The 21,122-nt window shown below is 70.2% G+C and carries 18 protein-coding genes; 8 read left to right on the plus strand and 10 right to left on the minus strand.

All coding sequences use genetic code 11. The annotated features are described in order from the left end of the window. Positions 1-145: 145 nt before the first annotated feature. On the minus strand, positions 146-847 hold the full coding sequence (locus ABD481_RS40665) for a bifunctional DNA primase/polymerase (RefSeq protein WP_344671241.1): 702 nt from the start codon (positions 845-847) through the stop codon (positions 146-148). Positions 848-965: 118 nt separating this feature from the next. Here ABD481_RS40665 and ABD481_RS40670 point away from each other — a divergent pair, with 118 nt between their 5' ends. After that, positions 966-1,883 (plus strand): tyrosine-protein phosphatase, encoded by a 918-nt coding sequence (locus ABD481_RS40670; protein ID WP_344671242.1) that lies wholly within the window; start codon positions 966-968, stop codon positions 1,881-1,883. Between the two features lie 238 nt (positions 1,884-2,121). Here ABD481_RS40670 and fahA read toward each other — a convergent pair whose 3' ends face one another. Both fahA and ABD481_RS40680 read right to left on the minus strand, forming a co-directional pair. Then, complete coding sequence (gene fahA, locus ABD481_RS40675) at positions 2,122-3,354, minus strand: fumarylacetoacetase (RefSeq protein ID WP_344671243.1); 1,233 nt, start codon at positions 3,352-3,354, stop codon at positions 2,122-2,124. 141 nt (positions 3,355-3,495) lie between these two features. Beyond that, positions 3,496-4,341, minus strand: a complete 846-nt coding sequence (locus ABD481_RS40680; protein ID WP_344671244.1) for a hypothetical protein — start codon at positions 4,339-4,341, stop codon at positions 3,496-3,498. A 75-nt stretch (positions 4,342-4,416) separates the two neighbouring features. On the opposite strand from ABD481_RS40680, the gene ABD481_RS40685 reads away from it, so the two are divergent. The 4 genes from ABD481_RS40685 (at position 4,417) to ABD481_RS40700 (ending at position 11,073) form a co-directional block, all read left to right on the plus strand. Next, a complete protein-coding gene (locus ABD481_RS40685) occupies positions 4,417-5,607 on the plus strand; it encodes a homogentisate 1,2-dioxygenase (RefSeq protein ID WP_344671245.1) in 1,191 nt (396 codons plus the stop codon). A gap of 29 nt (positions 5,608-5,636) precedes the next feature. Then, positions 5,637-6,920: a hypothetical protein gene (locus ABD481_RS40690; protein ID WP_344671246.1), complete on the plus strand. Its 1,284-nt coding sequence runs from the start codon at positions 5,637-5,639 to the stop codon at positions 6,918-6,920. A 24-nt stretch (positions 6,921-6,944) separates the two neighbouring features. Next, positions 6,945-7,985 (plus strand): class E sortase, encoded by a 1,041-nt coding sequence (locus ABD481_RS40695; protein WP_344671247.1) that lies wholly within the window; start codon positions 6,945-6,947, stop codon positions 7,983-7,985. A gap of 313 nt (positions 7,986-8,298) precedes the next feature. Further along, positions 8,299-11,073, plus strand: a complete 2,775-nt coding sequence (locus ABD481_RS40700) for a DEAD/DEAH box helicase (RefSeq protein WP_344671248.1) — start codon at positions 8,299-8,301, stop codon at positions 11,071-11,073. Between the two features lie 168 nt (positions 11,074-11,241). Here the strand turns inward: ABD481_RS40700 and qcrB are convergent, their stop codons facing one another. From qcrB to ctaE, 4 genes are read right to left on the minus strand one after another with little or no spacing between them, the layout of a single operon-like run. Next, positions 11,242-12,876, minus strand: a complete 1,635-nt coding sequence (gene qcrB, locus ABD481_RS40705) for a cytochrome bc1 complex cytochrome b subunit (RefSeq protein WP_344671249.1) — start codon at positions 12,874-12,876, stop codon at positions 11,242-11,244. Beyond that, entirely contained in the window at positions 12,873-13,958 is a 1,086-nt protein-coding gene (gene qcrA, locus ABD481_RS40710) for a cytochrome bc1 complex Rieske iron-sulfur subunit (RefSeq protein WP_344671250.1), read from the minus strand. The genes qcrB and qcrA overlap by 4 nt, the downstream gene beginning before the upstream one ends. Further along, positions 13,951-14,832, minus strand: coding sequence for a cytochrome bc1 complex diheme cytochrome c subunit (gene qcrC, locus ABD481_RS40715; RefSeq protein ID WP_344671251.1), 882 nt, complete (start codon positions 14,830-14,832; stop codon positions 13,951-13,953). The genes qcrA and qcrC overlap by 8 nt, the downstream gene beginning before the upstream one ends. 35 nt (positions 14,833-14,867) lie before the next feature. Further along, positions 14,868-15,488, minus strand: coding sequence for an aa3-type cytochrome oxidase subunit III (gene ctaE, locus ABD481_RS40720; protein ID WP_344671252.1), 621 nt, complete (start codon positions 15,486-15,488; stop codon positions 14,868-14,870). A 220-nt stretch (positions 15,489-15,708) separates the two neighbouring features. On the opposite strand from ctaE, the gene ABD481_RS40725 reads away from it, so the two are divergent. The 3 genes from ABD481_RS40725 to trpD all read left to right on the plus strand — a co-directional run bounded on the left by ABD481_RS40725 (position 15,709) and on the right by trpD (position 18,233). Then, positions 15,709-16,647 (plus strand): cytochrome c oxidase assembly protein, encoded by a 939-nt coding sequence (locus tag ABD481_RS40725; protein WP_344671253.1) that lies wholly within the window; start codon positions 15,709-15,711, stop codon positions 16,645-16,647. Further along, positions 16,644-17,087, plus strand: coding sequence for a DNA-binding transcriptional response regulator (locus ABD481_RS40730; RefSeq protein ID WP_344671254.1), 444 nt, complete (start codon positions 16,644-16,646; stop codon positions 17,085-17,087). Before ABD481_RS40725 ends, ABD481_RS40730 begins: the two co-directional genes overlap by 4 nt. Positions 17,088-17,183: 96 nt before the next feature. Beyond that, positions 17,184-18,233, plus strand: coding sequence for an anthranilate phosphoribosyltransferase (gene trpD, locus ABD481_RS40735; protein WP_344671255.1), 1,050 nt, complete (start codon positions 17,184-17,186; stop codon positions 18,231-18,233). A 2-nt stretch (positions 18,234-18,235) separates the two neighbouring features. Here the strand turns inward: trpD and ABD481_RS40740 are convergent, their stop codons facing one another. The 3 genes from ABD481_RS40740 to ABD481_RS40750 form a co-directional block, all read right to left on the minus strand. After that, positions 18,236-18,823, minus strand: a complete 588-nt coding sequence (locus ABD481_RS40740) for a hypothetical protein (RefSeq protein ID WP_344671256.1) — start codon at positions 18,821-18,823, stop codon at positions 18,236-18,238. Between the two features lie 6 nt (positions 18,824-18,829). Continuing rightward, positions 18,830-19,651 (minus strand): Uma2 family endonuclease, encoded by an 822-nt coding sequence (locus tag ABD481_RS40745; RefSeq protein WP_344671257.1) that lies wholly within the window; start codon positions 19,649-19,651, stop codon positions 18,830-18,832. Between the two features lie 69 nt (positions 19,652-19,720). Continuing rightward, positions 19,721-21,052: a L,D-transpeptidase gene (locus ABD481_RS40750; protein ID WP_344671258.1), complete on the minus strand. Its 1,332-nt coding sequence runs from the start codon at positions 21,050-21,052 to the stop codon at positions 19,721-19,723. Between the last annotated feature and the right edge of the window lie 70 nt (positions 21,053-21,122).

Consider the following 21,122-nt stretch of genomic DNA (forward strand, 5'->3'; position numbering starts at 1 on the left):
AACCGCCTCGTCGGGATCCTGCACGGCTGCCTGAAAACCGGCACCCTCTACGACGAAGCCACCGCCTGGACAAACCAGCACGAACCCATCACCACTTGACAGCCCTAACTCCAGGGATGTCTTTGATTTAGATCTTCCCCCCACCTCAAGCCGTCGAAAACTCCGCAATCACATCAGCCAGCACCTCCAACACCACCACCGCATCCGGCAGCGGCGTCCCCTCAACCGGCCAGTACACCCACCGCGCCGTCCGTCCCGACATGCTCACCGACGGTGGCACGAACACATAACTCCCCCGGTCGTGCCACCGCAGTCCCGGATGCTCCTCAAGCGTGTCCGGGCGGCAGTCCAGCGAGCTCGACCACCACTCATCATCATCATCGCCATCCCCATCACCCCCGTCGACGTCCGGCAGGGTGCGCGGTGCGACAAAAAACAGATACCTGCCCTCGACCTCCGCTACCGGGCCCGGGGCCATTCCCGCCACCAGAATCCGCTGAAGCGCGTCGACTCCTACGCGCTCCGGGACATCAAGTACCGAGTGGGTCTTACCGGTAGGCGTCACGTAGTTGGCCTCGGGATGTCGCACCCGCCATCGTGCGAGCTGCTCCAGATCCGTCCCGGCCTCCACCTGCCAGGCTCGTGACAACGGGTGCGCGGCCGGTGTGGGGCACCCGACCCGGTCGCAACTACAGCTCCCCCCACGTGGTGCGGCGGCCGGCACCACCGCGAATCCGGCGGTGACGACGCGCTCGAGCGGGTCTGGAATCCCGTCCGGGCGCGCGGCGGCTCGGGAAGCGCCGTGATCGCGCTTCCGATGTTTGGCAGGTCGCCAGCTCCTCGGCACCCAAGCCCCCTGACGTCGTCGAAGGCCCTACGCGGTAAGGGTCAGGATACCTTGTGGTAACCGCGGCTTTCGCCGGGGGTGCGGGCGACGCGCCGCATCGCGCCGGTACGGTGTGGCGGTGACCACACCAACAGAGGGGACCCCGACCTCAATACCAGCACCGCCAGCAGACGAATCCCTCACCGAAGCAACAGCCAAAGCGGCAGCCGAAGCAACAGCCCAAGCGGCAGCCAAAGCAACCGCGAAAGCGGCAGCTCCCCCCGCTCCTTCAGCTCCTTCAGCTCCCCCCACTCCTCCCCCTCCCCCCACCCACCGCCGCATCCCCCTCCCCGGCACCTTCAACGTCCGCGACGTAGGCGGCTACCCCGCCACCGGCGGCACCGTCCGCGCCCGCATCCTCCTCCGCGGCGACGCCCTCCACCGCCTCGACGACGAGGCCCGGGCCCTCCTCGCGGACCTCACCCTGCGCACCGTGGTCGACCTCCGTGAGGACTTCGAAGCCCGCCTGTCCCCCGACGCCCTCGACGGCACCGGCATAGCCGTCCTCCGCATGCCTGTGTTCCGCGTCACAGGGGACTCCTTCGGCAAGGCCCCCGAGGAACTCCAAAGCGTCTACGACCACATGGTCGACGAATGCGGACCGGCCCTCGCCGCCGCCGTCGCGCAGGTCGCCACCGCGGAGGCCCAGCCGATCCTCGTCCACTGCTCCGCCGGCAAGGACCGCACCGGCGTCGTGGTCGCGATGGTCCTGTCCCTGCTCGGCGTCGCCGACGACATCATCGCCGAGGACTACCACCTCACCAGCGCCTTCCTCGCCGAGGAGTTCACGCACGCCGTCGAGCAGCTCAAGGCAGCCACCGGCCTCGGCCAACGCCTCAACGGCCAGGCCCTGGCCTGCCCTCCCGAGCTGATCCTCGGCGCGCTGCAACGGATGCGGAACTCCCACGGCTCGATCGAGGGCTACCTCCTGGCCCACGGGCTCACCGACGCCCACATCACTGGGCTTCGCACGACCCTGATAGACCCGCTGCCCTAGCCTGGCCCGGCGCCCACAACGCCCACAACGCCCGCGACCTCGGCGACCTCGGCGATCCCGGCGGTCTCGGCAACCTCCCCAGCCCCCCGCGCCGCCCCGGCGCCCGCAACGATCGCGGGGCTCCGAATGCCCGACTACCTACCTGCCAACGGCAGGTCCGAACCCGAGCTCACCGCACTCGCCGAACGGCTCACCACCCGGAAATCACTTCAGAACGGCTCACCACCCGAAAATCACCTCAGTACGACACCGCCGACTGAATCGTCCCGACAACCTCGCCGAACCCAATACGCGCACCATTCGGCCCAGGCGCCACACCGCTGATCGCCACAGTGTCACCGTCGACCAGGAAGCTCCGAGTAGACCCGTCAGCCAGGGCCAGCGGCTCCGTACCGTTCCACGTCAGCTCGATCAGCGAGCCGCGCTGATCCGGCAGCGGCCCGGAGACGGTTCCAGAAGCGTAGAAGTCCCCAGTGCGCAGGCTCGCGCCATTGACGGTCATATGCGCCAACTGCTGAGCCGGAGTCCAATACAGCCCGGCGAACGGCGGACGGGAAACCGTGCTGCCGTTGAGCGTGATCTCCAAGGCAATGTCATAGCCCCAGGTCTCGCCCTGAAGATACGGCAGCGGAACCGGGTCCTGGTACGGCGGCGCGACCCGCGCGTCCTGGAGCGCGGCCAGCGGCACCACCCACGGGGACACCGAGGTGGCGAAGGACTTGCCCAGGAACGGGCCCAGCGGGACGTACTCCCAGGCCTGGATATCGCGGGCGGACCAGTCGTTGACCAGCACCACGCCGAAGACGTGCTCGGCGAACTCCTCGACCCGGACCGGGCGGCCCAGCGGCGACGGAGTACCGACGACGAAGCCGACCTCGGCCTCGATGTCCAGGCGGACGCTGGGGCCGAAGCGCGGCTCCTCGTCCGTGGGCGCCTTGCGCTGGCCCGAAGGCCGCAGGATCGGGGTGCCGGACGGCAGAACGGTGCCGGAGCGGCCGTGGTAGCCGATCGGCAGGTGCTTCCAGTTCGGCATCAGGGCCTCGCCGTCCGGGCGGAAGATCCGGCCCAGGTTGGTGGCGTGGTCCTCGGAGGAGTAGAAGTCCACGTAGTCGGCGACCTGGAAGGGCAGGTAGAGAACGACATCACCGAGCGGCACCAGGAACGGCTCGACCGCCGCGCGGTGCTTGGGGTCGGTGAACAGCTCGGTGAGCCGCTCCCGGACCGCGGCCCAGGCCGGGGCGCCGAGCGCCATGAACGGGTTCAGGGTGCCGATGGCGAAGTACGCGGCCGGCTCCTCGATGGTGCCGTCCAGCAGCCCGTTGAGGGCCAGGGCGCCGAGGCTGACGACGGAGTCGCCGAGCCGCGTGACCACGTGCGCCGGCCGCTCGCCGTGCGTCGCGACGCCGTAGGGCAGGTTCTCGATCGGGAAGTCGGACAGGGGCGGGATCTGAACCCAGGAGGGCTGTGTCATGGCAGTCCTTCTCGTCGCCGCGGTGCGGGCGGTGCGGGCGGTGCGGTGGCAGACGGTACGAAAGCAAGTAACGCAGGAAACGCAAGCAACGCAGGCAAAGCAAAACCAACTGGCACGAAGGCGCCAGAGCCGCCAAAACCGCTACCCCAGCGACCCCGGCAACAACCCCAACCCCACCAGATCCTCGATCGGCTCCTCAAAACTGCACGACCCGAACCCGTGGAACAGATCCCGCGTCCTGGCCGCGTCCTCCACAGTCAGTGCCTTGACCCGCTCGGCCAGCTCCGCGGCATCAGTGACAGCCAGCACGTCCTGCACCTCCTCGATCTCCGCCCCATCACTCGCCCGCGCCGCCGCGAGCAGCACGTTGACGAAGCCATGGTGCGTGAAACCGGTCGCCGGATCCGTGTGCCGAACCGCGTGATGCAGGCCGGCCGTGCACTTCAACCCGACCTCCAGATCCGCGCAGCCGACCAAGAACTCCGCGACCGCCAGCGGCGTCGGGAAAGCCTCGGCCGTCAGACCGCCGGTACGCAGCTTGGCGTGCAGCAGGTCTCGCCCGGTCAACGTGGGCAGCAGCGCGCGCAGGTCGGCCGTCGCGATCTCGACATAGGCCTCGACCCCGTACGGAAGCCGGTCCTCCAACTCGTCCAGCCGATCGCCGGGGTGCCGGATCTCGGCGGTCTCCAGGATCAGCCGGTCGTCGCCGTCGATCTCGTCGAAGGCGGCCAGCAGGCCGTCCAGGCCGGTGTCGGCGATCAGCCCGAGCCGCAGGTCCTCGTCCGCGTCGAGCAGCGGCTTGAGGTCCGGCAGCTTGGAGACCGGGCACAGGAAGCGGCCGAGCAGGCCGCTGTGGACGGACGCGTCGAGCACCAGGTGCGCCGGGACCGCGTCGGTGATGGGGGCGTCGCCGGGCGGGAACAGCGCGGCGTCGTCGATCAGCTCTGCCAGGAGGACGCCGAGGGCGCCGGGGTCGGCGGTTGACATGCTCGCCACGGTAGCCCATGGTCGAAGAGAGCGGACAGCGGCGTCCGATTATCGAACACCCGAGGAGGCGGAGCGATGCCTTTCTACCGCGCCGTGGGCGAGATCCCGCGCAAGCGCCACACCCAGTTCCGGCGTCCGGACGGGGCCCTCTACTCCGAGGAGCTGATGGGCGTCGAGGGCTTCTCTTCCGACTCCGCGCTGCTCTACCACCACGGACTGCCCACGGCGATCGTCGACTCGGCGGAGTGGGAGCCGCCGGGGCCGATCGAGTCGGCGGCGCCGAACCGGCCCCTGAAGCCGCGCCACTTCATGACCCACAAGCTCGACGGATCGGGCCTCGACGCTGTAACCGGACGGCACCTGCTGCTCGGCAACGGCGACGTCCGGCTGTCCTATGTCGCGGCCACCGAGGCCTCGCCGCTCTACCGGAACGCCATAGGCGACGAGTGCGTGTACGTCGAGTCCGGCTCCGGGGTCGTGGAGACGTCCTTCGGCGCGCTGGAGGTCGGGCAGGGCGACTACGTCATACTGCCGACCTCGACGATCCACCGCTGGGTGCCGTCGCCCGACGCCGCCGGGGAGCCGCTGCGCCTGTTCGTGATCGAGGCCACCGGCCATATCGGCCCGCCGAAGCGCTACCTGTCGGCGAAGGGCCAGTTCCTGGAGTCGTCACCGTACTGCGAGCGGGACCTGCGCTCGCCGTCGGAGCCGCTGCGGACCGCGGGCGAGGACGTCGAGGTCCTGGTGCGGCACCGGTCCGGCGGCACCAGGCTGACCTACGCGCACCACCCGTTCGACGTGGTCGGCTGGGACGGCTGCCTGTACCCGTACGCGTTCAACATCGCCGACTTCGAGCCGCTGACCGGCCGCGTGCACCAGCCGCCGCCGGTGCACCAGACGTTCGAGGGCCCGAACTTCGTGATCTGCTCGTTCGTACCGCGCAAGGTGGACTACCACCCGCTGTCGATCCCGGTCCCGTACAACCACCACAACGTCGACTCCGACGAGGTGCTGTTCTACACCGGCGGCAACTACGAGGCGCGCCGCGGCTCGGGCATCGGGCAGGGCTCGATCTCGCTGCATCCCTCGGGGCTGACCCACGGACCGCAGCCCGGCGCCGCGGAGCGGTCGATCGGCGTGGAGTTCTTCGACGAGCTCGCGGTGATGGTGGACACGTTCCGGCCGCTGGAGATCGGCGAGGGCGGGACCGCGTGCGAGGACCCGGCGTACGCGTGGACGTGGTCGGGACGGCACGCAGGCGCGTGACGCCCCATCCGTTCGGGTAGCGTCAGCGTGTGCTGAGAAGGAGTGTGGCGGCGGTGGGCCGCGTGGCCGGGCCGGCCCTGGGCCTCGGCCTGACGCTGGCCGTCGGTGCGGGCGTCGGTGTGGGCGTGGGCGTGGTCGGGCCGGCGGCCCCGGCCCGGGCGGCGGCCGTCGCCGGTCCGTGCCCCGACGCCCAGGCCGCGCTGCTGGCCTTCAACGCCTCGCGCGCCTGGTCGGTCGCGGGCACCAAGGGCCTGGGCGTCACCATCGGCGTCGTCGGCAGCCCGGACCGGGTCGCCGAGGCGGTGTGCGCGGCGCGGGCGCTGGCGCCGGAGGCCACGGTGCGGCCCGGGACGGCGTCCGGCGCGATCGTGGTCGTCGCCGACGCGTCCGTGGACCCGAACACGGTGGGCGGCGGCGCGCTCGCGGTAGCTGCCGCCGGGGACACCTCGGGGCCGATGCCGTCCCGGTCACCGGGGATCGTGAACGTCGCCGCCGCCGACGCCTCGGGCGCGCCGCTGAGCACGTCGTCCTACGGACCGCAGGTCACGATGGCGGCGTACGGCACCGACACGGCGACCGCCGCCGGGTACGTGGCCGCGCTGGCCGCGCTGCTCCGCGCCGACCACGGGAACTGGCCCGCGCGGCAGGTCGTGGCGCAGGAGGCGGGCTCGATCAACCCGGTGTCCGGCTATCCGCACACCGACCAGCTCGGATTCGGGATCATCCAGCCGGTGCAGGCGCTGAGCCTGCCGCCGGTGGATCCGGCGGCGCTGCCCGGGTTCGAGGCGATGTTCCCGGCGAACCAGCCGCCGCGCAGCGCGCCGGCCAGCCCGCGGTCGGCGTCGTCACCGGCTTCGCAGCCCTCGGACTCGGCCGGATCGGCCGGATCGGCGGGATCGGGCACGGCAACCGCGCCCTCCGGGGCGGGCTCGGGTTCGGCGACCGGAGCAGCAACGGCTCCAGCCGACGGATCGGCGACCGACGGATCCACCGCCGGCGCGCCGTCCGACTCCGGACTCGCGACCTCCGGCGGTCCGGCGATCCCGACCGACACGGCACAGCAGTGGCCCACCAATCCCTTGTCCACGGCCGGGACCGCGAACCTGGCCGGCAGCACAGGGGGCAAGGGCGGCGGGAGCAGTGGCGGTGTCAGCCCTGTGCTTTTCATCGGCCTGCTGGTGCTCGTCGGCGGTGGCGGCTATGTGCTCTGGCAGCGGAGGCGGCAGCCGCAGACCGCGCCGACGCCGCCGCCGTCCGAATGGGAAGCACCGAGCGGGCCACGGCATTCGGGATACAGCCCACCGGAGGAATGATCGTCGGCTAAGTTTGATGCCACTGTGAGGGCAGACGACGTGAACTTCAGTAAGCCCGGCGGCGACGAGCGCTTCCGGGGGGCATTCTCCGTCCCGGCCGTGTCGGAGCCGGAAGAACCACTGCAGGACCCGGTGCCGGAAGCGCCGCGCGAGTCGCCCGACGACTCCGCCACCCAGGTGATACCGCGCATCGTCGAGGAACCGCAGCCGGAGACCGCCCACGAGCAGGACCATGAGCAGGACCCCGAGCAGGACCCTGATCAGAACCCCGAACAGGACCCTGAGACCGCCGCCCCGGGCACCCGCACCGACGAGCGCGCCACCGCCCGCACCGACCGCCGGCTCCAGCGCAGGCTGCGTCTGCTGTCCGGGTTCGGCGAGGTCCTCATCACGTTCGGCGCGGTGCTGGCGCTGTACGTCGTCTACACGCTGTGGTGGACCAACGTCGAGGCGCACAAGGCCGCGTCGGCGGAGAGCAGCAAGATCCAGCAGCAGTTCCAGCAGCAGCTGAATCCGGGCGGCGGCGCGAACCCCTCCGGGCCGGCGCAGCCGCCGCCGACGACGTTCGCCCCCAGCGAGGGCTTCGGACTGATGACGATCCCGGCGATCGGGAAGGCCGACATCCCGATCATGGAGGGCACTGACAAGGAGAAGGTTCTCGACAAGGGCGCCGTCGGGCACTACACCACGCCGAAGACCGCGATGCCGTGGGACGCGACCGGGAACTTCGCCGTGGCCGCGCACCGGCGCACCTACGGCGAGCCGTTCCGGTACATCAACGAGCTCCAAGCCGGGGACCACGTGGTGGTCGAGACCTCGCACGGCTGGTTCGTCTACACGCTCGACAAGGAGCTGCCGCAGACCGATCCGGCCAACATCGGGACCATCGCGCCGGTGCCGAAGGGCGGGCCGTACACCAAGCCGGGGCGGTACCTCACGCTCACCACCTGCACCCCGGAGTGGGCCTCGACCTACCGGCTGATCTGGTGGGGGCACCTGGAGCGGGTGGACCCGCTGTCCGGGCCGCCGCCGGCCGAGTTGAAGGACCCCGACCGGAGGGCCTGACCTGCTCGATTCGGGAAAACACCGGGGTGGCCGTTACGATGGATCGAATCTTAGCGAACGCTGCGCGGGAACAGGTCACCTAACAGGCCGGTCGGAAACCGGCCTGATCGTATGTGACACAGAACTCAGTGGGTTCCGGGGAACTGCCATCTCCCGGGATCGCCACTTCAGGCGCGGCTATCGCCCATACCTGGTCGTCCAACACCGGGACCAGGCCGCCTTTGTGACCGTTCTGTGCAACCGCTGCGGCGCACGCCATGCGCTCGTACGCCCCTGAGGACGTGTCCGCACCTCGAGAGGGCTTCCTACAGCCATGTCCGAATTCACCCCTGAGAACGATCTCGCGCGCCTCGACGGCGTGGAGGAGTCGTTCACCGAGACGTCCGAGGCTGCGGGGATCTCCGACACCGCCTCCGTCGACCACGACACCATCACCACCGACCTCGAAGACATCGCCGTCGCCGAGTCCGACGCCGAATCCGACCTCGACGCCGACGGCTTCGACGACGAGGAAGACGACGAGGACGACGAGTTCTCCGACGAGAACGACGAGGCCGAGCCCGCCGACGACGACGCTGCCGACGACGCGTCCACCGACGCCGACCCGGTCGCCTTCACCGAGCTGGGCCTGCCCGAGGCGCTGGTGAAGAAGCTGGCCGAGAACGGCGTGCAGAACACCTTCCCGATCCAGGCCGCGACCATCCCGGACGCCCTGGCCGGCCGGCACGTGCTGGGCAAGGCCCGCACCGGCTCCGGCAAGACGCTGGCCTTCGGCCTGGCGGCGCTGGCCAACTTGAACGGCAAGCGGGCCCGCAAGGGCAAGCCGCTGGCCCTGGTCCTGGTCCCGACCCGGGAGCTGGCCATGCAGGTCACCGAGGCGCTGGAGCCCTACGGCTACGCCGTGGGTGCCGACATCGCCGCGGTCTACGGCGGCGCGCCGATGTACAAGCAGGTCTTCGCGCTGCGCCGCGGCGTCGAGATCCTGGTGGCCACCCCCGGCCGACTCACCGACCTGATCGAGCAGGAGGAGTGCGACCTGTCCGAGGTCGCGATCGCCATCCTGGACGAGGCCGACCAGATGGCCGACATGGGCTTCATGCCGATCGTCTCCGAGCTGCTGTCCCAGACCGACCCGGCCGGCCAGCGGCTGCTGTTCTCGGCCACCCTGGACGGCGCGGTGGACGAGCTGGTCCGCCAGTACATGACCGACCCGGTGCTGCACTCGGTGACCCCGGACGACGACGAGCCGACCCGCATGGACCACCACCTGCTGATCGTCGAGCCCACCGACAAGGCCCTGATCACCGCGGAGATCGCGGCCCGGCACACCCCGGGCGCCGACGACCGCCGCACCATCCTGTTCGCCCGCACCAAGCTGGGCGCCGACCGCATCGCGGAGAAGATCCGCGAGCACGGCGTCTCGGCCCTGGCCCTGCACGGCGGCATGACCCAGCGGGCCCGCACCAAGACCCTGGCCGACTTCAAGGAGGGCCGGGTCCCGGTCCTGGTCGCCACCGACGTCGCCGCCCGCGGCATCCACGTCGACGGCATCGACCTGGTCCTGCACGTCGACCCGGCCGGCGACCCCAAGGACTACCTGCACCGCGCCGGCCGCACCGCCCGGGCCGGCGAGAGCGGCACCGTGGTCACCCTGGTGCTGCCCAAGCAGCGCAAGAGCACGATGCGGCTGCTGGAGCAGGCCGGCGTCGAGGCGGAGCTGACCAAGGTCGCCCCGAGCTCGGAGACGCTGCGCGCGCTGACCGGCGGCCGTCCGGTGGCGGAGTACGTCGCCGAGGCCGACGCGTACCACTCGGCGCGGCGTGCCGCGCGCGACGCGCGGATGGCCGAGGGCGGCCGGGACGGGCACAGCCGCGACAACTTCCGCGGCGGCCGCGACGGCTTCCGCCGGGACCGGGGCTTCGGCGACCGGGACCGCGACCGCGGCTTCGGCGGCGACCGCGGCGGCTTCGACCGCAACCGCGGCGGCTACGGCGGCGAGCGCGGCGGCTACGGCGGCGAGCGCCGCTCGTTCGGCGACCGCGACGGCTTCAACGGCGAGCGCCGCTTCGACCGGAACCCGGCCGGGTCCCACGACCGCGGCTTCGACCGCGACCGGAACCGCGAGTTCGGCGGGGAGCGGTCCGGCGCGAGCCGGGGCTTCGGCGACCGGAACGACCGTAATGACCGCGGCGACCGGGGCGGCTTCAACGGCGCCAACCGGAGCTTCGGCGACCGCAACGACCGGGGCGACCGCAACGACCGTAGCGGCTTCAACGGCGAGCGCCGCTCGTTCGGCGACCGGGGTGACCGGGGCGGTGCCGGCGGCACTGGTGGCGCCGGCGGCGAGCGCGGCACCCAGAACCGCGGTGGCTTCGACCGCAACGCCGGTGGCGAGCGTCGTTCGTTCGGCGACCGCGACCGGGGCGGCTTCAACGGCGGCGACCGCGGTACCCAGAACCGTGGCGGCTTCGACCGCAACGCGGGTGGCGAGCGCCGTCCGTTCGGCGACCGCGACCGGGGTGACCGGGGCGGGGCCGGCGGCTTCGACCGCAACGCCGGCGGCGAGCGCCGCTCGTTCGGCGACCGCGACCGCAATGGTTCGCAGGACCGTGGCTTCGGCGGCGAACGTCGTCCGTTCAACGACCGGGGCGACCGCGGTGACCGCGGCGGCTTCGGCGGTGGCGAGCGTCGGTCCTACGGCGGCGGCGAGCGCGGCACCCAGAACCGCGGCGGCTTCGACCGCAACGCCGGTGGCGAGCGTCGTTCGTTCGGCGACCGCGACCGGGGCGGCTTCAACGGCGAGCGTCGCCCCTACGGCGACCGGGACCGCAACGGCTCCCAGAACCGCGGCTTCGACCGGGGTGGCGCGAGCGGTGGCGCGGGCGGCGAGCGTCGCTCGTTCGGCGACCGGGACCGCAACGCCGGCTCCTCCCGCCCCTACAACGACCGCAACGGCTCCCAGGACCGCCGTGGCTACGGCGACCGGGACACCACGCAGGAGCGCCCCGAGCGCACCGCGTTCGGCCGTCCGCGCGGTGGCTACAGCGGCGGCAACGACAGCCGTCCGCCGCGCGACCGCCGCTGGTAGTCCTGGGCGCTGTAAGGCACTGCTAGACCCGAAGGGGACCGCACAAAGGTGTGCGGTCCCCTTCGTCATGTCCTGTTGGTCAGGTCGCCGACCTCCGGGAAAGCCACAAGGGCCCCGCCCGAAGGCGGGACCCCTGCGACGTGTGACAGCGAACTGCTTCAGCGCACCTCAGTGGTGTCCGTGACCGGCCTCGATCTCCTTGTACTCCTCGACCGTCGTCTCGACGTGGTCGGAGAACATGGCCTTCGAGGCCTTCGCGCGCAGCTTCAGCGACCGGCCGCCCGGGCGCGGCACGCCGTTCTCGTCCGTGGCGGGGCCGAGTTCCAGCGGCTTCTGCACTTCGTGCGCGGTCAGGCGGAACCGCTCGCCGGCCGACAGCGGCTCGTGGACCTCGGAGAACTCGCCGTCCAGCGAGACCTTGATGATGCCGGTCTCGCGGCCGTGCAGGATCTTGTCCTTGTCCCGGCGCTGCAGGCCCAGCGCGATGCGCTTGGTGCTCCAGAAGGCGATGATCGGGCCCAGGAAGACCAGGACGCGGAAGGTCCAGGTCAGCGACTCCACCGAGAGGTGGAAGTGGGTCGCGATCAGGTCGTTGCCGCCGCCGAGCCACAGCACGCCGTAGAACGTGATGCCGGCGACGCCGACCGCGGTGCGGGTCGGGCGGTTGCGCGGGCGGTCCAGCAGGTGGTGCTCCCGCTTGTCGCCGGTGACCCACTGCTCGAAGAACGGCCACAGGGCCATGCCGGTGAACAGGATGCCCGGGACGATCAGCGACGGGATCAGCACGTTGAAGGACAGCGTGTGGCCCCAGATGTTCCACTCCCAGTTCGGCATCATGCGAAGGGAGCCTTCGAGGAAGCCGATGTACCAGTCCGGTTGGGAACCCGCGCTGATCTGGTCCGGTGTGTACGGTCCGTAGGCCCAGATCGGGTTGATCTGCACCAGGCCCGCCAGCAGGAAGACCACGCCGAAGATCACGAACATGAACCCGCCGGCCTTGGCGGTGTACACCGGCAGCAGCGGCAGGCCGACCACGTTCTCGTTGGTCTTGCCCGGCCCGGCCCACTGGGTGTGCTTCTGCACGAACACCAGGATCAGGTGCGCGGTGACCAGGCCGACGATCAGCGCCGGCACCAGCAGCACGTGGATGGTGAACAGCCGCGGGATGAAGTCGTGGCCGGGGAAGTCGCCGCCGAACAGGAAGTACGACAGGTACGTGCCGACGATCGGGATCGCCAGCACCACGCCGGAGGCGATGCGCAGTCCGGTGCCGGAGAGCAGGTCGTCCGGCAGCGAGTAGCCGGCGAAGCCCTCCAGCAGGCCCAGGATCATCAGCGTGAAGCCGATGAGCCAGTTGATCTCGCGCGGCTTGCGGAACGCGCCGGTGAAGAAGATGCGCAGCGAGTGCACCATGATCGCCATGATGAAGATCAGGGCGGCCCAGTGGTGCACCTGGCGCATCAGCAGCCCGGCGCGGACGTCGAACGAGATGTGCAGCGTCGAGGCGAAGGCCTCGGACATCGACACGCCGTTCAGCGGGTAGTACGAGCCGTGGTACTCGACCTCGGCCATGCTCGGCTTGAACCACAGCGTCAGGAACACGCCCGACAGCAGGATCAGGATGAACGAGAACAGCGCGATCTCGCCGAGCAGGAAGCTCCAGTGGTCCGGGAAGACCTTGCGGAGCAGGTTCTTGCTGCCCTTGTAGATGCTGAGCCGCTCGTCCGCCCAGCGCGACACCGGGTCGGTCTTGGTCTCTTCGCGGTCCTTGTCCCCGGTCACCGGGGCGGTCGTGGCGCTCATCCGCGCTCCCAGAAGCTCGGGCCCACCGGCTCGCGGAAGTCGCTGACCGCGACCAGCTCACCGTTCTCGTTGACGCGGATCGGCAGCTGCGGCAGCGAGCGCGCCGCCGGGCCGAAGATCACGCGGCCGTCGTCGGACAGGTCGAAGGTCGACTGGTGGCACGGGCAGAGCATGTGGTGCGTCTGCTGCTCGTACAGCGCGACCGGGCAGCCGACGTGGGTGCAGATCTTGGAGAACGCCATGATGCCGTCCACCGACCAGTCCCACTGCTTCTTCTTCTGCGCCTCGGAGCCCTTCAGCGCCTCCTGCGGAAGCCGCACGACCAGCACCGCGGCCTTGGCCAGCTGGTCGACGAACTCGTCCTTCTGCTCCGGGGAGTAGATCTGCTCCGGGTTCGCCATGGCCAGCGTGCCGACCGTGATGTCCTCGGCCTTCAGCGGCTGCTTGGTGTTGGGGTTCACCAGCTTCTGGCCCTCGGCCCACAGCGTCTTGCGCAGGTTGTCCTTGGGCATCGGCCCGAGGTCGCGCAGCAGCCAGACCGCCGGCAGCGGCAGCACCAGCATCGCGGTCAGCAGCGACCGGCGGATCAGCGGGTACTTGGTGAAGCCGGAGTCCGCGACGCCCTGCTTGAACTCCGAGACCGCGAACGCGGTGCTCTCGGGGTCCGACCGCATCGGGTGCCGCTCCTGGACCAGGTCCACGTCGGTCATCAGGGTCCGGGCCCAGTGGATCGCGCCGGCGCCCAGGGCCAGGAACGCGAAGCCCAGGCACAGGCCGAGCGCCAGGTTGTTGGCGTTGACCGTGCCCAGTCCGGTGATCCGGACGACCGCCGTGTTCGAGATCAGCGTGTAGCAGAACAGCGAGCCGACCAGGCCGGCGATGGCGATCAGGAACAGCAGGGCGACCTGGCGCTCGGCGCGCTTGGCAGCCCTGGGGTCCAGATCGGTGACCCGGGGCCGGTGCTCCGGCAGGCCCGGGTCCTGGAAGGGGTCGACCGCCGCGGCGTCCTTCGTCAAGGTGCCGTGGCCCGCCCCGCCGACACTTTCAGGCAGGTGGTCCGTTGACATGTCCCGATCACTCATTGTTCGTCGCGTCCTTCCCGGTCGTCGCCTCGAAGTGGGCGACGCGGGCGCGGGACGCCTTGGTGGTGTGCGCACCGATCCAGCAGGTGAACACGATCAGCAGGCCGAGCACGATGGTCCAGACGAACAGGCCTTCGGACACCGGGCCGATCGAGCCCAGGTCCAGACCGCCGGGGCTGCCGGCCTGCGAGCGGCTGTCCACCAGGTAGGCGATGATGTCCCGCTTGTCCTGCGGGGTCATCACCTTGTCGCCGAAGATCGGCATGTTCTGCGGGCCGGTGAGCATGGCCTCGTAGATGTGCTTCTCGGAGGTCTCGCGCAGCGACGGGGCGAACTTGCCGTCGGTCAGCGCGCCGCCGGCCCCGGCCACGTTGTGGCACTGCGAGCAGTTGGTGCGGAACAGCACGCCGCCGTTGGCGACGGAGGCCTTGTACTCCGCGCTGTTCGGGTCCGCGGGGGTGTACAGGTCGGGCGTCGGAACGTCCGGACCGGTGCCCAGGGAGCCGATGTAGGCCGCCATCGCGGCGATGTCGTCCGGGCTGTAGACCGGCGGCTTGGCGGCGACCTGCGGGCCGATCTGCATCGCGGGCATCCGGCCGGTGCCGACCTGGAAGTCGACTGCGGCCTGGCCGACTCCGATCAGCGACGGGCCCGAGCCCTGCACGCCCTGTCCCTGCAAGCCGTGGCAGGACGAGCAGGCGGACTGAAAGAGCTTCTGCCCCTTGGCGAGCTCGTCCGGCGTGGCGGTCGAGGACGACGCCTTCGCCTGGGTCGAGCCCAGGGTGGCGTAGGTCGCGCCGATGAGGCCCAGCGCGAGGAAGAGGACGACGAACGCGGCCAGCGGATGGCGTCGTCGTGCCGAGAGCGTGTTCACGACAGAGGATTCCTTACCGATTCCACTGGTCCGGGTCATTTCATGATGTAGATGACGAAGAACAGGCCGATCCACACCACGTCGACGAAGTGCCAGTAGTACGACACGACGATCGCGGAGGTGGCCTGGTCGTGGGTGAAGCGCTTGGCCAGGTAGGTCCGGCCCAGCACCAGCAGGAACGCGAGCAGGCCGCCGGTCACGTGCATGCCGTGGAAACCGGTGGTGAGGTAGAACACGGACGTCCAGGCGTTGGCCGAGATCGTCAGGTTCTCCTTCACCAGGGCCGAGTACTCCCACACCTGGCCGGCGACGAAGACCGCGCCCATGATGAAGGTGAGGATGAACCAGCTCCGCAGCTTCCGCACGTCCCCACGCTCGGCCGCGAACACGCCCATCTGGCAGGTCACCGAGGACAGCACCAGGATCGTGGTGTTCGGCACGGCCAGGGACATGTTCAGGTGCTTGGCCTGCTCCACGAAGTACTGCGACCCGTGCACCGAGCGGATCGTGAAGTACATCGCGAACAGCGCCGCGAAGAACATCAGTTCCGAGCTCAGCCAGACGATCGTCCCGACGCTGACCAGGTTCGGCCGGTTGGGCAGGCGGTGGGCCTGCCCCGCTTGAGTAGTTGCAGTTGCTGTCGCCACGGCCGCCATTATGTCGTCACCCCAAGGCGGGCACACGCCGGGGGTGGGTGTTAAGGAACCAGTGTCCTGTGCGTATGGGGCCGATCGAGTTAACGCCGGGGCGGGCCGATCGGTTCCCGGCCCCGTCCGGCCACGCTCAGTGTCCTTCCACTTCCGCCGCGGGACCGCCGCGGCCGGACATGTCGGACCTGGGTGAGGATCGAGGTGGGGCGGGTTCTACGCTGGACGGGTGAGCCCGCTATCAGCAGACCTCTTCGCCGCGTCCGGCGGCGACCTCCAGCCGCCCCTGACCGGGGGGCGGATCCTCACCGCGTGGAGCGTGGACCCGTGGCTCGCGGCGGTGATCGTGGCGATCGGCGGGCTGTACCTCTATGGGGTGTCCACGCTCACCCGCCGGGGTGACAAGTGGCCGATCGGCCGGACCGTGGCCTTCGTGGCCGGCGGGCTGGGCACGATGGTGATCGCGACGATGTCCTGTCTGGGGACGTACGACGACACCTTGATGAGCGTGCACATGATCCAGCACATGATCCTGTCCATGGTCACGCCGGTGTTCCTGTGCCTGGGCGCGCCGGTGACGCTGGCGCTGCGGACGCTGCCACTGCGCGGACGCAAGCTGCTGATGGCGCTGCTGCACTCCTGGGTCGCGCGGATCCTGTCGTTCCCGCTGGTGGCCGGGATCCTGTTCGTGGCCACGCCGTTCGCCCTGTACTTCACCGGGTGGTACCAGGCGACGCTGGAGAACACGTACCTGCACGAGGTCACGCACCTGCACTTCGTGCTGATCGGCTCGCTGTGGTTCTGGCCGCTGCTGGGCGTGGACCCGGTGCCGAACCGGCTGCCGTACCCGTTCCGGCTGCTGGCGATCTTCGCCACGCTGCCGTTCCACGCGATCCTGGGCCTGACGATCATGCAGGACAACGACCTGATCGCGGCGTCCTACTACACGCCGCTGTTCCAGCTGCGGCAGTGGGGCTCGGACCCGCTGACCGACCAGCACGCGGCCGGCGGGATCCTGTGGGGGTCCGGGGACCTGGTCGGATTCCTGGTCTTCATCGTGCTGGCGGTGCAGTGGGCCAAGCAGTCCCAGCGGGAGGCCGAGCGCGAAGATCGACGGCTTGACCGTCTGGAAGCGGAGCAAGCACGCCGAGTAAGCTCCACCGCATGAACAACCAGCAAGCGTCCGCTGGTACGGCCAGCGAGCAGCCCGCGATCAAGGTCCTCGTCTACAGCGATGACTCGACCACGCGGGAGAAGGTCGTCATGGCGCTGGGGCGCCGGGTCGCCGCCGACCTCCCGCCGATCCGGACCGCCGAGTTCGCGACGGCCGACGCCGTGGTCGGCGCCGTGGACAAGGGCGGCTTCGACATCCTGATCCTGGACGGGGAGGCCACCCCGGCCGGCGGGATGGGCGTGTGCCGCCAGCTGAAGGACGAGGTCTACCAGTGCCCGCCGGTGCTGGTGCTGACCGGGCGGCCGCAGGACGGATGGCTGGCGACGTGGTCGCGGGCCGAGGCGTGGACACCGCACCCGATCGACCCGGTCGCGCTGGCAGACTCGGTCGCGGAGTTGGTCCGGGAGCGCATCGCCAAGCGGGTCGCGGCGTAGGGTTCCGCTCAGTGAGCCTCTATAGAGAGTGTCTCTATAGAGGATGCCTATTGGCGTTCTATAGAGACGTTCCGTAGAGACGGAGGCGAACCGCCGATGACCGAGCAGCGCACCTGGCCCGAGCTCCTGTCGGCGGTCCTCCGCCGCGAGGACCTCTCGGTCGCCGACGCGGCCTGGGCCATGGACCGCGTGATGACCGGCGAGGCCACCCCGACGCAGGTCGCGGGGCTGGCCGTGGCGCTGCGGGCGAAGGGCGAGGCGGTCGACGAGATCGAGGGCTTCGTGACCTCGATGTACACCCACGCCCTGCTCATCGACGTACCGGGGGCAACCGTCGACATCGTCGGCACCGGCGGCGACCGCGCGCAGACCGTCAACATCTCCACGATGTCGGCGATCGTCACGGCCGGCGCCGGCGCCACCGTGGTCAAGCACGGCAACCGCGCGGCCTCCTCCGCCTCCGGCGCCGCCGACGTCCTGGAACGCCTGGGCGTCCGCCTGGACCTGGCCCCGGAGGCCGTGGCCCAGGTCGCCAAGGAAGTCGGCATCACCTTCTGCTTCGCCCCGGTCTTCCACGCCTCCCTCCGCCACGCGGGCGTGGCCCGCAAGGAACTGGCGATCCCCACCTTCTTCAACTTCCTGGGCCCGCTCACCAACCCGGCCCGCCCCAAGGCCTCAGCCGTCGGCGTCTTCGACGAACGCATGGCCCCGGTCCTGGCCGGCGTCTTCGCCCGCCGCGGCGTCGAAGCCCTGGTCTTCCGCGGCGACGACGGCCTCGACGAGATCTCCGTCGCGACCACCACCAGCATCTGGACCGCCTCCTCCGGCGAAGTCCGCCGCGAAACCTTCGACCCCACCGACGTCGGCATCGACCGCTCCCCCGTCAGCGCCCTCCGCGGCGCCGACCCGGAGTTCAACGCGGGCGTGGCCCGCCGCCTGCTGGACGGCGAACGCGGCGCGGTACGGGACGCGGTGCTGCTGTCGTCGGCGGCGGCGCTGGCGGCGCTGACCCCGTCGGACGCACCGGTCGCGGAGCGGCTGGGCGCCGGCTTGGCGAAGGCCGCGGAGGCCATCGACTCGGGTGCGGCGGCCGGGGTGCTGGCGAAGTGGGTGGAGGTTTCGGAACGGTTGGTCGGGGAGCGGTAGGGCTAGAAGTCGAGGTCGGTCCAGGCCGCTTCGATGGGGAAGGGTGTGTCGGTGCGGACGGCTTCGGCGGTCGCGCCGTTCGTCCAGGTCCCCGCGTCGAGGTAGACGCCGTGGTCCTGGACGAGGCGGAACCGCTGAATGGTGGCGATCGCTGAATCGTCGGGCAGCACGTTGCCGGCCCACAGCCTGCGCGCTCCCGGCTCCAGGCAGCGGTACACCAGGACATCGGGCTTCCGGATGGTCGCACAGGGCACGTCCCAGAGGCGGACGTCCAAATCTTGGGAAACGCGCAGGCAGGAGTACATCTCGGCGGCGACCGCCTTGCGCGCGGCGGACTTCAGAACGATCGCGATCGACAGCGAAGCGCTCTGGTGGCCGGGTGTTCCCGACTCGCGGCGGATCAGCCGTCCCCGGTCGAGCTCATGGTCCTGGCAAAAGTCCTCGGGCAGGTGCTCCCACAGCTCCAGCGAGACGCCGCTGAGCAGCCCGGCGGCCTCGACCATGCCGTAGGCGGCCAGGACGGCCTCGTCGACCGGTCCGGGTTCCCGCTCCGTCGGCCCCGGCAGCTCCAACGGCGGTTCACGCGTCATAGCGGGCTAGAAGTCGAGGTCGGTCCAGCTGATCTCGATCCGGAATGGCGACTCCGTGCCGACCGCGTCACGGTCGGGCTCGGCGGTCCACACTGCCGCGAGAGTGTATTCGGGGTGCCTGTCGAGCGAGCGCCACTCCTCGATCGACTCGATCGCCGAGTCGTCCGGCTTGAGGCGGACGATCCAGTAGTGCTTGATGCCGACGCGGGCGTATTGCGTCATCTTCGATTCGAATCCGGAGTCGGGATTGTCCCTGCCGGTGTCGGTCGCCCGGCTGGTCGGGGACACGATCTCCACGGCCAGCAGCAGGTGCTCGGCCCACAGGTCGGCTCCGGGGTCCAGGCATCTGTGGACCAGGACGTCGGGACGGCGGACGGTCGCCGCCGGGACGTCCCACAGCCGCACATCGACGTCCTGGTTGACGGTGAGGCAGGCGTAGGCTCCTGCGCCGACCGCTGATCGGGCCGCCTTCTCAAGGGCGTTCGCCAGGCGACGGGATGCCGTCTGGTGTCCGCGGCTGCCGGACTGGCGGGTGATCAGCCGCCCTCGGTCAAGCTCATGGTCCCGGCAGAAGTCCTCGGGCAGGTGCTCCCACAGCTCCAGCGAGACGCCACTGAGCAGCCCGGCGGCCTCCACCATGCCGTAGGCGGTCAGGACAGCCTCATCGACCGGTCCGGGGGTGGAAGCGGCGCCGACGCCGGGAGCTGTGCCGGGCGTGGCGCGAGCGGCCGGGTCCGGCGGTTCTTGCTCCGGCGGCTTCGAGCGCCCCAGCGGCTCCGAAGGCCCCTGCGGCTCCAAAGGCGGTTCACGCGTCACAGCAAGCGTCATACCCAAAAGGCTAGCCACACCCCCTGACAGAGTGTGGCCAGCCCTTGACTTGCTGTGATCAGCGTACTTCTAGTGCGCGGTCTGGACTCCGGTCGCCGAGCCCTTCAGCCACTGGTCCCAGGTCAGGTTCCAGTCGTCGAAGCCGGGGGCCGAGTTCGTGGTGACGTTGTCCTTGGTGTTCTGGGACTTCAGGACCTCGACCACGTCGCCGACCGTCGTCTGGTTGAAGAACCAGGAGGCGTCGTCCAGGCCCATGCCAATGCAGCCGTGGCTGCCGTTGACGCGGCCGAACTTGCCCGCGTTCCACGGGGCGGCGTGCAGGAAGGTGCCGGAGTCGGTGAGCTTCACCGCGGACTGGACCTTCAGGTCGTAGAAGTCGGAGGCGTCGGTGAAGTTCACCGAGGCCGACGTCATCTGCAGGGTGGCGTCCTTCTCCAGGACCACCATCTTGCCGCTCCAGGTCGGGTGCTTGGGCACTTCGCCGCCGCTGACCGGGATCGTCTTGATGACCTGGCCGTTCTTGCGCACCGTCATCTGGTCCTTCACCAGGTCGACGGTGCTGATCATCGAGTCGCCGATGGTGAAGGAGAAGTCCTTGGTGTACGAGCCCCAGGTGACGTCGCCGGCCTTCACGCCGTTCAGGCCCATGTGGACCTGGACCTTGGTGCCGGAGGGCCAGTAGTCCTTGGGCCGCCAGTCGACCTCCTTGGCGCCGACCCAGCTCCACGCGCCGTCGACGGGCGGCGTGGTGGTGACGGTCATCGCCTTCTCGACCGCGTCGCGGTTCTTCTCGTTCGGCGCGTTGGTGAAGAACACCGCCACCGGCTGGCCGACGCCGACCTTGGTCCCGTCGTCCGGCACGTAGTGGTCCAGACCCAGCTTCTTCTGCGGGGTCAGGGTGGTGAACTTCGAGGTGGTGGTCTTCTCCGCCCCGGAGGCGTCCTGCGCCTTCGCGGTGACCGTGTAGCTGCTGGATATGGCCAGGTTGCCGTTGGAGGTCCAGGAGGACCCGTCGGCCGCCATCGTGCCGGCCACGGCCTTGCCGCCGGAGTCGGTGGCGGTGACGCTCTCCAGCTTCCCGCCCGCCGCGCTGATCTGGATCCCCTTGCTGGGATCGGCGGCCTTGGTGCCGTCCACCGGGTTCGCGCTGAGGACCATCGGCGGCGCCGAGGACGACGACGGGCTCGCGCCCGCGGGCGTCTCCCCGCCGCCCGCGGTGCTGCTGGAGGACGACGCGGTCTGTCCGTTGCCGACCGGGGCGGTCGCCGTCTTGGTGCCGGTCGATCCGCCGCCGCAGGCCGCTGTGAGCAGCGCCACGGCCGCGGCCGCGGCGGTCAGCGCCACGACCCGGCGCCGCCGCCGTCCGCCCGCGGTACCACCCTGGCCGAGCTGGTGTGCCACGAGTCCCTCCCTGAAAGTCTCTAGTCGTGGCCGATACATCCCTACAGACGTCGCAGCGTGGGCCTGGGTT

This window comes from Catenulispora yoronensis, assembly GCF_039531695.1.
Lineage (GTDB): Bacteria > Actinomycetota > Actinomycetes > Streptomycetales > Catenulisporaceae > Catenulispora > Catenulispora yoronensis.

Excerpts from the sequence above, each read along its gene's own strand:
- ABD481_RS40680 (WP_344671244.1), bottom strand. The coding sequence starts at position 4,341 with ATGTCAACCGCCGACCCCGGCGCCCTCGGCGTCCTCCTGGCAGAGCTG.
- ABD481_RS40685 (WP_344671245.1), top strand. The coding sequence starts at position 4,417 with ATGCCTTTCTACCGCGCCGTGGGCGAGATCCCGCGCAAGCGCCACACC.
- fahA (WP_344671243.1), bottom strand. The coding sequence starts at position 3,354 with ATGACACAGCCCTCCTGGGTTCAGATCCCGCCCCTGTCCGACTTCCCG.
- ABD481_RS40730 (WP_344671254.1), top strand. The coding sequence starts at position 16,644 with ATGAACAACCAGCAAGCGTCCGCTGGTACGGCCAGCGAGCAGCCCGCG.
- ABD481_RS40700 (WP_344671248.1), top strand. The coding sequence starts at position 8,299 with ATGTCCGAATTCACCCCTGAGAACGATCTCGCGCGCCTCGACGGCGTG.
- trpD (WP_344671255.1), top strand. The coding sequence starts at position 17,184 with ATGACCGAGCAGCGCACCTGGCCCGAGCTCCTGTCGGCGGTCCTCCGC.
- ABD481_RS40745 (WP_344671257.1), bottom strand. The coding sequence starts at position 19,651 with ATGACGCTTGCTGTGACGCGTGAACCGCCTTTGGAGCCGCAGGGGCCT.
- qcrB (WP_344671249.1), bottom strand. The coding sequence starts at position 12,876 with ATGAGCGCCACGACCGCCCCGGTGACCGGGGACAAGGACCGCGAAGAG.
- qcrA (WP_344671250.1), bottom strand. The coding sequence starts at position 13,958 with ATGAGTGATCGGGACATGTCAACGGACCACCTGCCTGAAAGTGTCGGC.
- ctaE (WP_344671252.1), bottom strand. The coding sequence starts at position 15,488 with ATGGCGGCCGTGGCGACAGCAACTGCAACTACTCAAGCGGGGCAGGCC.
- ABD481_RS40740 (WP_344671256.1), bottom strand. The coding sequence starts at position 18,823 with ATGACGCGTGAACCGCCGTTGGAGCTGCCGGGGCCGACGGAGCGGGAA.